The organism is Streptomyces collinus (assembly GCF_031348265.1).
GTDB classification, from domain to species: domain Bacteria; phylum Actinomycetota; class Actinomycetes; order Streptomycetales; family Streptomycetaceae; genus Streptomyces; species Streptomyces collinus.
The window spans coordinates 729524-744817 of sequence record NZ_CP133771.1; the positions used below are offsets into that span (position 1 = coordinate 729524).

At 71.5% G+C, this 15294-nt stretch carries 9 protein-coding genes; 4 read left to right on the plus strand and 5 right to left on the minus strand.

Going from position 1 to position 15294, the window contains the following annotated elements:
- Positions 1-89: 89 nt before the first annotated feature.
- A complete protein-coding gene (locus RFN52_RS03310; RefSeq protein ID WP_184842077.1) occupies positions 90-2360 on the minus strand; it encodes an MMPL family transporter in 2271 nt (756 codons plus the stop codon).
- 175 nt (positions 2361-2535) lie between these two features.
- On the opposite strand from RFN52_RS03310, the gene RFN52_RS03315 reads away from it, so the two are divergent.
- Complete coding sequence (locus RFN52_RS03315) at positions 2536-3708, plus strand: sensor histidine kinase (RefSeq protein ID WP_184842081.1); 1173 nt, start codon at positions 2536-2538, stop codon at positions 3706-3708.
- Complete coding sequence (locus RFN52_RS03320; RefSeq protein ID WP_184842084.1) at positions 3683-4345, plus strand: response regulator; 663 nt, start codon at positions 3683-3685, stop codon at positions 4343-4345. The genes RFN52_RS03315 and RFN52_RS03320 overlap by 26 nt, the downstream gene beginning before the upstream one ends.
- Before the next feature lie 230 nt (positions 4346-4575).
- Here RFN52_RS03320 and RFN52_RS03325 read toward each other — a convergent pair whose 3' ends face one another.
- From RFN52_RS03325 to RFN52_RS03335, 3 genes are all read right to left on the minus strand, one after another.
- Complete coding sequence (locus RFN52_RS03325) at positions 4576-7224, minus strand: SpoIIE family protein phosphatase (RefSeq protein ID WP_229857062.1); 2649 nt, start codon at positions 7222-7224, stop codon at positions 4576-4578.
- Positions 7225-7327: 103 nt separating this feature from the next.
- The gene (locus RFN52_RS03330; RefSeq protein WP_184842086.1) at positions 7328-11599 is read right to left on the minus strand and encodes a HAMP domain-containing protein; all 4272 of its coding nucleotides are present in this window, start codon (positions 11597-11599) and stop codon (positions 7328-7330) included.
- A 353-nt stretch (positions 11600-11952) separates the two neighbouring features.
- Positions 11953-12357: an STAS domain-containing protein gene (locus RFN52_RS03335; RefSeq protein WP_229857048.1), complete on the minus strand. Its 405-nt coding sequence runs from the start codon at positions 12355-12357 to the stop codon at positions 11953-11955.
- Between the two features lie 107 nt (positions 12358-12464).
- Here RFN52_RS03335 and RFN52_RS03340 point away from each other — a divergent pair, with 107 nt between their 5' ends.
- Complete coding sequence (locus RFN52_RS03340; protein WP_184842089.1) at positions 12465-12794, plus strand: helix-turn-helix transcriptional regulator; 330 nt, start codon at positions 12465-12467, stop codon at positions 12792-12794.
- Positions 12795-12881: 87 nt separating this feature from the next.
- Positions 12882-13991, plus strand: a complete 1110-nt coding sequence (locus tag RFN52_RS03345; RefSeq protein WP_229857061.1) for an ABC transporter substrate-binding protein — start codon at positions 12882-12884, stop codon at positions 13989-13991.
- A 145-nt stretch (positions 13992-14136) separates the two neighbouring features.
- Here the strand turns inward: RFN52_RS03345 and RFN52_RS03350 are convergent, their stop codons facing one another.
- On the minus strand, positions 14137-15264 hold the full coding sequence (locus tag RFN52_RS03350; RefSeq protein WP_373308621.1) for a PP2C family protein-serine/threonine phosphatase: 1128 nt from the start codon (positions 15262-15264) through the stop codon (positions 14137-14139).
- Positions 15265-15294 lie beyond the last annotated feature (30 nt).

The window sequence follows — 15294 nt, forward strand, 5'->3', positions numbered from 1 at the left end:
ACCTCACCAGGACCACCCGATGATCATGACTCGATATGCCCTGGGTGGCGCGCTGAGGTGCCGGACGCCATGGGCGGGCAGGAGTTGAGTCAACGGTCAACCAGCCGTGGACGCGGGGCTTCACCCGTGGATTCCGCGTCGGTGGCGTCGGTGCCGACCGGGCCGCGGGGAAGCATCCGGTCCAGCCACTTCGGCAGCCACCAGTTGGTCCGGCCGAGGAGTGTCATGGTCGCCGGTACCAGCACCATGCGCACGACCGTGGCGTCGATGAAGATCGCGGTGGCCAGGCCGAGCCCGAACATTTTGGTGGAGGGGTCGTCGGCGACGGCGAAGGACAGGAAGACCGCCACCATGATGAGGGCGGCCGAGGTGATGATCCGGGCGGTGCGCGAGACGCCCTCCACGATCGCCGTGACGTTGTCGCCGGTGCGCAGGTACTCCTCGCGTACGCGGGAGAGGAGGAACACCTCGTAGTCCATCGACAGGCCGAACAGGATGGCGAAGAGGAACATCGGGATGAACGACACGATCGGAACCGTCGCTTCCAGCCCGATGAGTGCTCCTCCCCAGCCCCACTGGAAGACCGCGACCATGATGCCGTAGGCCGCGCCGATGCTCAGCAGGTTCAGCAGTACCGCCTTGAGCGGTACGAGTATCGAGCGGAAGACCAGCATCAGCAGCAGGAACGACATCGCCAGCACGGCGGCGACGAACACCGGCAGGCGTTGGCTGGTGCGTTGGCCGACATCGGACAGGCTCGCGGCGGCGCCGCCGACGTGGGCCCTGGCCGGGCCGTGCCCGATCGCCGTGGGCAGCACGTCGGTGCGCAGCCGGGCGATGGTGTCGGCCGTGGCCTTGTCCTGAGGGCTGGTGGTCGGGAACACCACGAGGGTCGCGATGCCGGTGGCCCGATCGATGTGCGTCGGCGCGACGGATGCGATGCCCGGATCCGCCGCGACCGCCCCGACGAGTCGGTCCAGCACTCCCGGATCACCGGTGGGGTCCGCCGCGATGACGAGGGGACCGTTGGTGCCCGGGCCGAACCCCTCGGCGACGAGGTCGTAGGCCCGGCGCTCGGTACGGCTGGGGGGCAGTGAGCCGTCGTCGGGCAGGCCGACGCGCAGGCCGAGCACGGGCAGCGTCGCGGTCAGCAGCAGCCCCGCCGCGCCGACCGCGTACGGCACCGGGTGCCGGCTGACGTGCCCGATCCAGCGACGCCACCCGGCGGCGTGGGCGGCGCCTGCCACCGGGTCCCGCCGCCGTGCGAGTCGGCCCGGCTTCCTGGTCTGCAGAGCCCGGCCGATCCGGCCGGCCCGGGCCAGGCGCGGGCCCGCCGCGCCGAGGAAGGCCGGCAGCAGCGTCACCGACGCGAGCACCATGGTCAGGACGACGATCGAGACGGCAAGCCCGCCCACGGTCATGAACGGCACGTTCGCGACCGCCAGGCCGAGGATCGACACGACGACGGTGCCGCCGGCGAAGACCACCGGCCGCCCGGCCGTTGCCACCGCTCGTCCGGCCGCCGCCTGCGGATCGAGCCCGCACGCGAGGTACTCCCGGTGCCTGGCGAGCACGAACAGCGCGTAGTCGATGCCCACTCCGAGCCCGACCATGCTGCCCAGGACCGGCGCGAAGGTGGGGACCTCTGTCACCCCCGCCAGTACCGTCATCGTGGCGACCCCGACGGTCAGCCCGAAGACCGCCATGCCGATCGGGAGCGCGGCGGCGACGAGCGAACCGAACGCCAGGAACAGGATCGCGGCCGCGGCGAGGAGGCCGATCAGCTCGCTCGCGCCGCCGTCGGGGTCGGAGAAGGCGTAGAAGAGGTTCCCGCCCATCTCGATGCGCAGGGGCAGTTCGGCGCGCAGCCGGTCGCCGAGATCGACGAGGGCGTCGAGGTCTTCGGCCGACAGCCGGCTCTGGTCGGGGTACTGCACCCGGACGACCGCGATCCGCCCGTCGGCCGAGACGAGGCCGTCGCGCACGGCGGTGTCCCCGCCCGCGTCGAGCGCCCCAGCCGGGTCGCTCGTGCCGAGCACGTGCGGCAGCCGCTTCACCTCGGCCCGCAGCCGCGTGAGAGCGGTGCGCGCGCCGTCGTCGTCGAAGAAGGTCGTACCGTCGTCGAGGGGGGTGACGACCACTTGGGCGGTCATCCCCTCCTGGCCGGTGCCTGCCCGCTCGATCAGTTCCGCGGCCCGCTGGGAGTCCAGTCCCGGAGCGGTCATCGAGTCCGCGGTCCGCCCGCCGAAGGCGATGGCGGCGAGGACGGCGAGCGTGGCGGCGATCAGCCATGCCGCGATCACCCGCCAGGGATGGCGGGCGGCGCTTGCGCCCAGGCGCAACAGGGCTTTCGAGAGCATCGGGTCCTCCAACCACCTCGTCGGCCGTCCTTGTACGGCCGCCGATGCCGAGGCTCGTCGCCACGGCGCTCCGCGGCATCGGCCCGCGGGCCGCGGATCCGTCGGCCCGGGGGCGGAGTGACGACCCGTCCTTTCGGCCGATGCGCGGCACGCCGCGGTCCTTAGGCTGAGAACCGTGCTCCGAGACGACCTGCGAACCCTGTGGACCGAACCCCGGCCGCCCGACGCGCCCGCCCGGGTGCGGCGGGACTGGGCGCTGCTCGCCGCGGGCCTTGCCGGGGTGGCGCTGGAGGCCACCCTGCGCGAGAACGTCGTGTGGCGGCCGGTGGCGGTGGTGTTCGCCATATGGCTGTGCCTGCTGCTCCTGTGGCGCCGGACCCGCCCGCTGGCGATGGTGACGCTGGCGTTCGGCTCGGTGATCCTGCTTCAGGTGGCCTCGCTCGTCGCCGAACCGCGCGAGCCCGTCGGCCTGTACACCGGCGCGGTCGTGCTCATGCTGGTGTACGCGCTGCTCCGGTGGGGATCGGGACGCGAGATCGTGCTGGGCGGCGCGGTGATCCTCGCGGCCGGCGCGCTGTGTTCCGTCACGGACGAGACCCCGGTCCTCGAAAATGTCGTCGGCTTCGTCTTCCTGCTGCTGCCCGGCGTGGTCGGGGCTGCCGTGCGGTTCCGGGTGACTGCCGGCGAGCGGCAGTTGGAGCAGGTGCGCTCCCGCGAGCGCGAGCAGCTCGCCCGGGAACTGCACGACACGGTGGCCCACCACGTGTCGGCCATGGTGATCATCGCCCAGGCGGGCCGGGTGCTCGCGGGCACCGACCCGTCCGCCGCCGTCGAGGCGCTGGAGGGGGTCGAGGAGGAAGGGGCACGCACGCTGGAGGAAATGCGCGCCATGGTCGCCGCGCTGCGCGACCGCGGGGTCGGCGCCGAGCTGGCACCCCCTGCCGGAGTCGCGGATCTGGAGCGCCTGGTGCGCACCCCGGGTGCTCGCCTCAGGGTCGACCTGGGGCTCGACGGCGAACTGGACGCGCTGCCCCCGGCCGTGGACGCGGCCGTCTACCGGATCGTGCAGGAGTCGGTGACCAACGCGCTGCGCCATGCGGTCGACGCGACCGAGCTCGTCGTTCGGGTCGCCGCGGAACGGCACACGGTACGGGTGAGCGTGCGCGACAACGGCCGGCGCACCGGCCGGGGTCGCGACGGATACGGACTTACCGGACTGCGCGAGCGCGCGACCCTGCTCGGCGGCACACTACGAGTCGGCCCGGGTACCGACCGGGGCTGGCATGTCGAAGCCGAACTGCCGAGAGCGAGGAGCGAGAGCGGTGTCCATTCGCGTCCTCGTCGCTGACGACCAGACGATCATCCGCACCGGGTTGCGGATCATGCTGAACGCCCAGCCCGGCATCGAGGTGGTCGGCGAGGCCGCCGACGGCCGGGAAGCGGTACGTCTGGCCCGCGAACTACGCCCCGACGTCTGCCTGTTCGACATCCGCATGCCCGTACTCGACGGGCTGGAGGCCACCCGGCAGATCGCAGGGCCGGGCGTCGCCGACCCACTGGCCGTGGTCGTCATCACCACGTTCGACCTCGACGAGTACGTCTACGGCTCACTGCGTGCCGGCGCCCGCGGATTCCTCCTCAAAGACACGGGACCAGACCTTCTGGCCCAGGCCGTACGGTCGGCGTCCGACGGTGAGGCGCTCATCGCGCCCAGCGTCACCGTCCGTCTGCTCCAGGCATTTGCGGACCTGCCCGCCGGCCGGCCCGTGGCCCAGCCGGTCTCCCCCGTCACCGCCCGCGAGGAGCAGGTGCTCCTCGCCGTCGCTCGCGGACTGACCAACACCGAGATCGCCGATGCACTGCACATCAGCCTCAGCACGGTGAAGACGCATCTGGCCAGCCTGATGGCCAAACTCGGCGCCCGCAACCGGGTCGAGATCGCGATGTGGGCCTACGAAACGCGCCGTATCCTCCCCGGAACCTGAGCCGGGTGCCGGGCCATGTCCCATGAGTCCCCGCCCGGACATCAGTGCACCGGCCCGGCTCACGTCGGCGGTCGGCCCGCAGGGTCACCGACCGCCACTAGCCGACCGGGTCAGTTCCGCTTCAGCCACTCCTCGTACCCCCGGAGAGACAGGGCGGGGCCCGGATCTGTGACAGCCGGGGTGAGCGCCGCGCGGAGGGAGACCGTCCGCTCCTTCGGGACTCGCGTCCCTCATCCGACCCGGATGCCCACGATGCACGTGTCGTCGTCGGTGTCCGACTTGCTGTAGGTCAGGAGGCGGTCCAGTTGCTGGTCGAGTGTGCTGGGGGCCGTGCGGGCGGTGGTCAGGAGGTGGGTCAGGGACTCCTCCACGGGCCGGTCACGGCGTTCGACCAGGCCGTCCGTGTACATCAACAGGGTGTCCTCAGGCTCCAGTTGGAGTTCGGTCTCCTCGTAGACGGCCTCGGGGACGGCGCCCAGCAGCAGGCCCTTGACCAGGGGCAGGGGGGCAGCTTCGGTGTCCCGGACGAGAACGGGCGGCAGATGTCCCGCGCGGGCCCAGCGCAGTGTCCGCCGGACGGGGTCGTACAGTCCGCACACCGCCGTCGCGGTGACGGCGCCGGTCAGGTGGTGCGCCACGATGTTCAGCCAGGACAGCAACTGGCCCGGCCCGGCGCCGGTCACCGCGAGGCCGCGCAGCGCGTTGCGCAGGACGACCATGCTGGTGGCGGCCTCGATGCCGTGCCCGGCCACGTCCCCCACGCACAGCAGCACCTTGCGGGACGGCAGGACGACGGCGTCGTACCAGTCACCGCCCACCAGCTGCTCGGTCTCCGCGGGCCGGTAGCGGACGGCGACCTGGAGCCCGGCCACCTGCAACGGTGCCTGGGTGGGAGGCATGATCGCGTGCTGCAGCTGCAGGGTCAGCCGGTTGCGTTCGGTGGCCTGCTGCTCGGTGTGCGCCAGCTGGTCACGGGTTGCGGCGAGCGCCACCTCGGTCCAGTGCTGGGCCGAGATGTCCTGGCAGGCGCCGCGCACCAGGAGCAGCCGGTCGTCGGTGTCGAGCACCGGTTCGGCGACGATCCGGATGTGCCGGGTCACGCCGTCCGGCCGCTGGAGCCGGAAAGCGGCGGCCGCCGGCCGCCGATGGTGCAGCAGCGTGCGCAGGAAGCGGCGGATGGAGACGCCGTCGTCCGGGTGGGCGTGGGCCGGCAGCTCCTCCAGGGGGACCGGGGTGCTCGTCTGCGGGCGTCCGTAGAGGTCGAACAGCTGCCCGTTCCAGGTGATCTCGCCGGTGAGCACGTTCTCCTCGAACCCGCCGATGCGGCCGAGCCGCTGGGCGTGCTGGAGCAGGCTCGCCAGTCGCGCCGCCTCGTCCTCGATGCGCCAGATGAGGAGCACGGACATGCCGTGGCGGCTGATGCTGATGTCGGCCACCGCGGAGAGGGGAACCTGGTCGACGAGGGCGGTGAGGTTCATGCGGCGGGCCCGGAAGGGCTCACCGGTGGCGTAGACCCGCTCGACGCGCTGGAACAGCTCGCTGTCCCCGGCGGCCATCGGATAGGCCTCCAGGAGCAGGGCGCCGTTCACGACCGCCCGTGGCCTGCCCGCCGGGTCCAGGAACCGGCTGTTGACGTGCTGGATGCGGAAGTCCACCAGGTGTCCGTCGCCGTCGAGGTGCGGCACCAGGACGAGGGCGGGGTCGTGCAGTCCGTCGGCCAGGTCCATCAGCTCGGCGGCGTCCGGCAGGACTCTCGGCTCGTGGGCCGCGCCCTGGGACGGCGTGTGCGTCTCCAGTGTGTGGGCGCACAGTTCGGCCAGCGCCTCCACCTGGCGGACGATCTGCGGGGGCTGGGGCGAGAGCGGGTCCGGCCAGGCGATCTCCAGCACGCCGTGGATGCGGCCGCCGGTGCCGGCGGGCAGGGCAACCCGGCCGCCGTCCGGATGGTGGTGCAGGCCGATGGTGGGCAGCCCGGTCGCGCCGAGGGTGGTGATCCACTGCCCCTCGCGCTCGATGAGGCCCCGCCGGGCCACGGTCACCACGTCCGGCGGGACGTAACGCCAGCGCGCGGCCTCGGCCGGGGAGAAGCCGGCGCTGCCCGCGAGGGTGAGCGAACCGTCGGCGCCCGCGGCCCATATGGCCACGGCCACGGCGCCGAGGGGGCGCAGCGCCTGCTCCAGCAGGGCGTCGGCGACGGCCTGGGCGTCGTCCGCCGCCAGGACGCCGCTCTCGGCCGCGCGCAGACGTACGGCGGCCGATTCGGTCTCGGCCTCGTCGGCGGCCCGGGTGGCGGCGAGGAAGGCGTCCGTCACCTCCGACATCCGGTCCCGGGCGGCCTGGTTGATGACGTCGACGGCGAGTTCCAGGGGGGTGACCTGAGCCTGCTCGGCCAACTGGGCGAGCTGCCGGGCGGCTTGGGCCGGCCCGCACTTCAGCCGTTCGACGAGGACACCCTTGGCGAGCTCGATCAGGGCACGCCCTTCGGCCTCCGCCTGGGCGGCCCGTACCTCCCGGCTGAGCCGCTCCACGGTGGCGGCGAGCCGGCCCACCGGGGAAGCGGACGACAGGTCCTCGATGAGGTCGGCGGGCGGGTCGTCGGAGGCCCACGACTCGCCCGGCGAAGCCCACGGCAGCCCGTCGGGCCCCGCCTCGTTCTCGTAGGGCGCCGCCACGTCACCGTCGGAGGTCTCGGACCGCGCGTCGGCGGCATTCGCCTCCTCGTCGGAGGTCTTCGGCTCCTCGTCGGCGGCCGGAGGCCCGGCGTCGGTGGCCGGAGGCCCGGCATCGGACGTCACCGACGGCGGGGCAGACCCGGGTCCGGTGGCCGAGTGGCGCTCCGGCTCACCGTCCTGACCCGGTTCGCGCGGCTGCTCGGACATGCTCACGGTGTGGATGCTCCTCGGCTGGAGCGCCCTGGGGCGCGGAACGACAGGCGCTGCGGGGCGCCCGGTCCGCCGGTCGGCGGGCCGGGCGCCGGGGTGCTCATGCGGGCAGCCAGCGGCGGACGCAGGCCATGAGGTCGCGCGTGTCGACGGGCTTGGTGACGTAGTCGCTGGCCCCGGAGGCGAGGCTCTTGTCCCGGTCGCCCGGCATCGCCTTCGCCGTGACGGCGATGATGGGCAGTTCCGCGTACTGCGGCATCCGCCGGATCTCGGCCGTCGCGGTGTAGCCGTCCATCTCCGGCATCATCACGTCCATCAGCACGATGGCGATGTCCGGATTGTTCACCAGCGTCTCGATGCCTCTGCGCCCGTTCTCGGCGTGCAGGACCCGGAAGCCCTGCAGCTCCAGGATCCCGCTCAGCGCGAAGAGGTTCCGCGCGTCGTCGTCGACGACGAGGACGGTGCGGCCGGCCGAAGCGTCGTCGACGGAGGGCGGCGTCAGATGCTGCGGCCCTTCGGTCCGGACGAGGGACAGCACGTCGCCGGGCTCCTCGGCGGACAGGTGCAGGGCGATGCGCTCGCGCAGCTCGTCGAGGCTGGACAGCAGCTCCAGCGCACCGTCCGCCGAGCGGGAACGCAGCGTCTCGTCCAGGGGCACGTCCGTGGGATGGCTGCTGTGCACCAGCACCGGCACGCTCGTCAGCGCCGAGTCGCCCTCCAGGGCCTGGAGGAAGCGGGACGCCTCGTCGTCGCGCATGCCCAGTTCCAGGACGACGCAGTGGCACGGCTCGGACGCCAGCGCACCGGCCGCCTCCTGCGCTCCGACGGCGGTGATGATGTCGACCGCGGGCCGCTGAGCACCGTCGGCGCGGCCGTGTGTCAGGTCGGCGACCACGCTTTCCGCGACGAGGGTCAGCAGACCGCGCGAGCGCTCCTCCACGACGAGCAGGCGCCGGGGCCGGGGGCCGGGCCCGATCTGGGGCACCGGCACCGAACCGGCCAGCCCCTCCGGCACGGGGTCCGCCGGGACCCGCTCCAGGGTTCTGCCGTGGCTGAGCAGTTCCTCGAAGTCGGGGCGGGCCACGGGCAGGAAGAGGGTGAAGGTGCTGCCCTGGCCGGGCGTGCTGTGCACCGTGACGGCGCCGCCGAGCAGTTGGGCGATCTCGCGGGTGATGGACAGGCCCAGGCCGGTGCCGCCGTACTTGCGGCTCGTCGTGCCGTCCGCCTGCTGGAAGGCGCCGAAGATCGTCTCCAGATGCTGCTCGGGGATGCCGATTCCGGTGTCCTTGACGCGGAAGGCGACCACGGCGGCGCCCCGGACCACGCCCGCGGGCACCTCGTCGTCCGACGCGGGCTCGATGCTCAGCTCCACGCCGCCCTGCTCGGTGAACTTCACGGCGTTCGACAGGAGGTTGCGCAGCACCTGACGCAGCCGGGAGTCGTCCGTGAGCACGTCCGCGGGCGCGCCGGGGGCGGTCGTCACCGTGAAGTCCAGGCTCTTCTGCGTCGTCATGGGCCGGAAGGTGGCCTCGACGTAGTCGATGAGCTGCCGCAGTGTCACCCGCTCGGGTGTGACGTCCATCTTTCCGGCCTCGACCTTCGACAGGTCGAGGATGTCGTTGATCAGCTGGAGCAGATCGGAACCGGCGGAGTGGATGATCTGCGCGTACTCGACCTGCTTGGGCGTGAGGTTGCGGGACGGGTTCTGTGCCAGCAACTGGGCCAGGATGAGCAGGCTGTTGAGCGGGGTGCGCAGTTCGTGGCTCATGTTGGCCAGGAACTCCGACTTGTACTTCGAGGCCAGCGACAGTTGCTGGGCGCGGGTCTCCAGTTCCTGGCGGGCCTGCTCGATCTGCAGGTTCTTCGCCTCGATGTCCCGGTTCTGCGCCGCCAGCAGCGAGGCCTTCTCCTCCAGTTCCGCGTTGGAGCGCTGCAGTTCCTCCTGCTGCACCTGCAACTCCGTGGAGCGGGCCTGGAGTTCGACCGTGAGGCGCTGCGACTCGACCAGCAGTTCGTCGGTGCGGGCGTTGGCCACGATGGTGTTGACGTTGACGCCGATGGTCTCCATCAGCTGGGCGAGGAAGTCCCGGTGGATCTGGGTGAAGCGTGTGACCGACGCCAGCTCGATGACGCCGAGGACCTGGCCCTCCACCACGATGGGCAGCAGCACCAGCGCGGACGGCACCACCTGGCCGAGGCCCGAGGAGATGGTGACGTAGCCGTCCGGCAGCTCCTCCACCATGATGGTGCGCCGGCTGCGCGCGGCCTGTCCGACCAGGGTGCGGCCGAAGGCGATGCGGGCGGGCCTGGTGCTCTCCTCCGGGTAGCCGTAGGAGCCGACGAGCCGCAGTTCGGGCCCGTCGTCGCCGTCCTCGGCGAGGTAGAAGGCTCCGTACTGGGCCGACACCAGCGGGACCAGCTCGTCCATGATCAGCTCGGCGACCACGGGCAGGTCGCGGTGGCCCTGCATCAGGCTCGAGATCCGGGCGAGGTTCGTCTTGAGCCAGTCCTGCTCCTGGTTGGCCCGGGTGGTCTCGCGCAGGGACTCCACCATCGAGTTGATGTTGTCCTTGAGTTCGGCGACCTCGCCGGACGCCTCCACGTTGATCGACCGGGTCAGGTCGCCCTCGGCGACGGCGCTGGTGACCTCGGCGATGGCGCGGACCTGACGGGTCAGGTTGCCCGCCAGTTCGTTGACGTTCTCCGTGAGGCGCTTCCAGGTGCCGGAGACGCCCTCGACCTCGGCCTGTCCGCCGAGGCGTCCTTCGGTGCCGACCTCGCGGGCGACGCGGGTGACCTCGTCGGCGAACGCGGACAGCTGGTCGACCATCGTGTTGATCGTCGTCTTGAGTTCGAGGATCTCGCCGCGGGCGTCCACGTCGATCTTCTTCGACAGGTCGCCCCGGGCCACCGCGGTCGTCACCAGCGCGATGTTGCGCACCTGGCCGGTGAGGTTGTTGGCCATGGAGTTGACGTTGTCGGTGAGGTCCTTCCAGGTGCCGGCGACGTTCGGCACGTGCGCCTGGCCGCCGAGGCGCCCCTCGGTACCCACCTCGCGGGCGACACGCGTGACCTCGTCGGCGAAGGCCGACAGCGTGTCGACCATCGTGTTGATGACCTCGGCCAGCGCCGCGACCTCGCCCGCGGCCTCCACGGTGATGCGCTGCGACAGGTCGCCGCGCGCCACGGCGGTGGCGACCTGGGCGATGGAGCGGACCTGGCCGGTCAGGTTCGACGCCATCACGTTGACGTTGTCGGTGAGGTCCTTCCAGGTGCCCGACACACCGCGCACCTGGGCCTGGCCGCCGAGGCGGCCTTCGGTGCCGACCTCGCGGGCGACGCGCGTGACCTCGTCGGCGAACGCGGACAGCTGGTCGACCATCGTGTTGATGGTGCTCTTCAGCTCCAGGATCTCGCCCCGCGCGTCCACGGTGATCTTCTGCGACAGGTCGCCCTTGGCCACCGCCGTGGCCACCAGGGCGATGTTGCGGACCTGACCCGTGAGGTTGCCCGCCATGAAGTTCACCGAGTCGGTGAGGTCGCGCCAGGTGCCCTTGACGCCCTTGACGTCCGCCTGGCCGCCGAGGCGGCCTTCGGTGCCGACCTCGCGGGCGACGCGCGTGACCTCGTCGGCGAACGCGGACAGCTGGTCGACCATCGTGTTGATGGTGCTCTTCAGCTCCAGGATCTCGCCCCGCGCGTCCACGGTGATCTTCTGCGACAGGTCGCCCTCGGCGACCGCCGTGGTGACCTGGGCGATGGAGCGGACCTGGCTGGTGAGGTTGCCCGCCATGTGGTTCACGGAGTCGGTCAGATCGCGCCAGACCCCGGCCACGCCCGGCACTTGGGCCTGCCCGCCGAGCCGTCCCTCGCTGCCCACCTCGCGGGCGACGCGCGTGACCTCGTCGGCGAACGCGGACAGCTGGTCGACCATCGTGTTGACGGTCTCCTTCAGCTGGAGGATCTCGCCGCGGGCGGGCACGTCGATCTTCTGCGAGAGGTCGCCCTTGGCCACCGCCGTGGCCACCTGGGCGATGTCGCGGACCTGGGTGGTCAGGTTGCCGGCCATGGCGTTGACCGAGTCGGTGAGGTCGGCCCAGGTGCCCGAGACGCCCGGCACCTCCGCCTGACCGCCGAGCGTGCCCTCGGTGCCGACCTCGCGGGCGACACGGGTGACTTCGGAGGTGAACACGGACAGCTGGTCGACCATGCCGTTGAAGACCTTGGCGATGTCGCCCATGAGGCCGTCCGCGTCGTCCGGCAGCCGGGTGCCGAAGTCCCCGTCGCGTACGGCTGTCAGGCCGGCCAGCAGTCGTCGCAACTCCTGGTCGCCCGGCACCGCATCGACGACGCCCGTGCTGTCGCTGGTCATGCGCACCCTCGTTCCGCTCCCCAAGAGCCCTCGGAATCCGAGAACTCGGAACCCCCGGGCCGATGGGCGGCCCGGTTGTCGTGCATGTATCTCCGCCGTCACGGATGTGTATGTGATGTGGAAATACGCCGCAGGTTAACCCACGTTTCAAGCCCTGAACAAAGCAGGAGCCGCCGCCCTCGGCCGAACAGCGACACCCTGTCCCGAGCCCTTCAGGCGACGCCTGGATCAAGGTCTACGGCAGTGCCGCACACGCCAGGGCGAGGCCTGTCTCCGCCGCTGCCGGACGGATCTTTGGCAGGCTATGCCGCCGGCCCTCTTCTGTGAAGAAGACGTGAGCACGCCGAGGCGGCTCAGGAGACGGCTGCGTCATCGACCGAATCCCGTGTCTCCAGGATGCTGTCGACTCCGGTGATCTCACAGAGCCGTTGGAGCTGCGGTGACGGCGCGACCACGCGCAGGGTGCCCGCCTGGTGGGTGAGGATCAGCAGGTTCAGCAGCGTCGAATCCGCGAAGGTGATGCCGGAGGCGTCCAGGATCACCTTCGGGCACTCCCTGACCGCGGCGTCCAGCGCGTCCGCCAAGGGCGTGATCGAGTCCATGTCGTAGGCGCCACGGGCGACGACGACCCGGGCTCCGTGCCGGCCGTACTGCGACAGGGCAGCCCCCGGAGGGGTGAGCGCGGGGGCCCGCTGCGGCAGCGGCATGGCACCGGTGTCACGCGTGAGCGCGGGCATACCGGCCTCTTCCCAGGGCACCTTCGAGCTCCTTGTCTGGCTCTCCCGAACGGGAGCACGTCATCTGTTGCATGAAAAGTATGTCACGTATCTACGTTCCGGCAACGGTGTCCCTTAAAATGCTGCGCATGGTCGGAGTGCCCGAGTCCCACACCGGATGGACGTTCATCACCAGCCACGCGCGCGTTCTGGCAGCCATTGCCGACAACCCGAACGCCCGCATCCGCGACATCGCCGCCCGCTGCCGGCTCACGGAGCGCGCGGTCTCGCGGATCATCTCCGACCTGGAGCAGGACGGTTACCTGTCCCACACCCGGGACGGGCGCACGAACAACTACCGCATCGAGCCGGACAAGGTGCTGCGCCACCCGGCCGAAGCCGGCCTGTCCGTGGCTTCCCTGCTCTCCCTGCTCGTCCAGGACGAGACGGACCGCATCAGGAAACCGGTCGCCCAGTAGCCCTCACCAAACCGGTTGCCTGCCGGCGGCGGGGTGTATGCAATGGCCGGCATGGCCGAACACCAGCGCCCGACGCGGCGAGACGACATGCAGCCGTACGACCGGGCCATGCCCCTCGGCGATCCCGGCGAGTCCGTCCGGATCGGCGCCCTCGTCCCGCTGACTCGGCCCGGCTGGGTCCAGGCGGGCCGACACCTGCTCGCCGGGCTCGAATCGGCCGTTCGCGACGTCAATGACGGCGGTGGAATCGCCGGGACACCGCTCGAACTCGTCGTCCGGGACACCGCGGCTGATCCGCGGCAGGCCGAGGCTGCGGTCGAGGAACTGACCCGCCTTGGCGTGGCGGCTCTGGCGGGTGAGTACCACAGTGTCGTCGCGCGCGCCGCCGCCACCCGGGCCGACGCCCTCGGCCTGCCGTTCCTCTGCTCGTCGGCGGTTCTCGACGCGCTCACCGACCGGCCGACGGACTGGGTCGCGCGCCTCTCCCCGCCGCAGTCCCGCGGCTGGCAGGTCTACGCGGACTTTCTCCTCCGCGCGGGCCGCGACCGGATCGCCGTGGCGGCCGAGCCGAGTGTCTACTGGGCGTCCGGGGCCCGCGTTCTGCGGGAGTACGTCACTCCACGCGGCGGCAGCGTCGTCGAACTCGACGCGCGCGCCCTCTCCCCCGCGGCCGTGTGCGACGAGCTGGTCGACCAGCGCGCCACAGTCCTCCTCGTGCTGGCCGGCCTTCCGGATCCGGCGGTGTCGATCGTCAGGTCCGTCCGCCGCGACCCGCGCCTCGCGCAGCTCCTGATCGGCGCTCCGGCCGGGCAACCCGAGTTCACCGAGTGGGCGGCTCTGCTGGGCGTCGACGGTGCCGGAATCCCGTTCCTGCGCTACCTGCCCGAGCGGCTCACCCCCCTCGGCGCACGGGTCGGGGCGGCCCTGCGCGAGCACTTGGCCGAAGCGCCCTCCTTCGTCGCCTTCGAGGGCTACGACACGGTCACCCTCCTCGCCGAGGTGCTCCGTGCTCACGGCACCGACCGGTCGCGCATCGCGGCACCCTGGCCGCGTGCCGCGGCCGACGGCACGCGCGGGCAGATCCGGTTCTCCCGCGTGCCGGGCATCGATGTGTGGCAGTGGGCCGGCGCCCCGATCCAGGTCGTCGACCGGGATCCGGCACAGCCGGACCGCCTGCGCGTCCTGCACACGGGCTGAGCAGCGACCAGGAGCGGGGTCGGCTCCGGAAACCTGTCAGGCGGACGGATCCAGAGGAGCGGCATCACGGCAGTGAGCGCCCACGCCGATCCGGGGGTCCCGGGCTCCCGTGTGACACAGGAGGTCCTCCACCCGGCACCGGGATTCAGTCCGCGGCGCCGAGGGCTCCCCTGTCCTGCGCGGTGGTGCGTCTCAGCGCGAGGGCCGCGATGTCGTCGCCGAGCCTTCCGCCGCTGTGCTGAAGCAGATCCCCGTGCAGCCGGTCGAGCAGCTCGCGGGGGCGCTCCGTGTCCTGCCGCCGCATCCAGTCCGGCAACGGGAAGAACCGCCCGGCATGGTCCCGGGTCTCGGATACGCCATCCGTGTAGAGCAGCAATCGGTCGCCCGGGGCGAAGGGGACGATGTCGACCCAGTAGCGGTCACCGATGAGCGCTGCGAGGTTGAGGGGCGGGGAGGGGAGGGTGGGCTCCAGGATGCGGACCTTGCCGCAATGCGCGATCAGCGGCGGGGGATGCCCGCAGTTGAGAATCAGGAGCCGGTCGCCGTCGTGCGGGATCTCGGCGAGCAGGGCCGTGGCAAAGTGCTCGGGCTGGTCCTGGACGGGGAATGCGGCGCTGTGGCGCGTGACGGTGGTCTCCAGGCGGTGGACGATGCCCCGCAGGTCGGGCTCGTCGTAGGCGGCCTCCCTGAAGCAGCTGATCACCGCCGAGGCCGCCCCCACCGCGGACAGGCCCTTGCCTCGTACGTCGCCTATGAGCAGCCGGACCCCGTGCGGTGTACCGATCGCCTCGTAGAAGTCGCCGCCGACCCTGGCCTGTTCCTGGGCCGCCAGATACAGCGATTCGAGCTCGATGCCCTCGATGCGGCGCGGCAGGGGGCGTAGCAGCACCTTCTGGACCGCGTCGGCGACGAGACGGACCTGGAAGAGCGTCTCCTCCCGCTGAAGCCGTACATGGCTGCCGTAGGCGGCGGCCAAGGTTACGGCGATGATCGCGGCCGAGGTGTACTGCGTCCCCAGATCGGTGTGGAAGAAGCTGAGGACGATCATGAGCAGGAAGCAGAACGCCCCCAGCACCATCGTGGGGAGCACGGGCCACATCGCGGCCGCGAGTGCGGGCGCGGCGGGCAGAAGGCGGCTGAAGGCGATCTCCCTGGGTGTGGAGAACGCCAGGCCGGCGATGAGAACGGTCAGGACCAGGGGCGACAGCCTGGAGGCTTCCCATCGGCCGCTGTAGGCGGGGCGACGGCGCCACAGCCGTGCAGACGAGATCACAAAAAGCATCATATCGACCTAATGGGACAC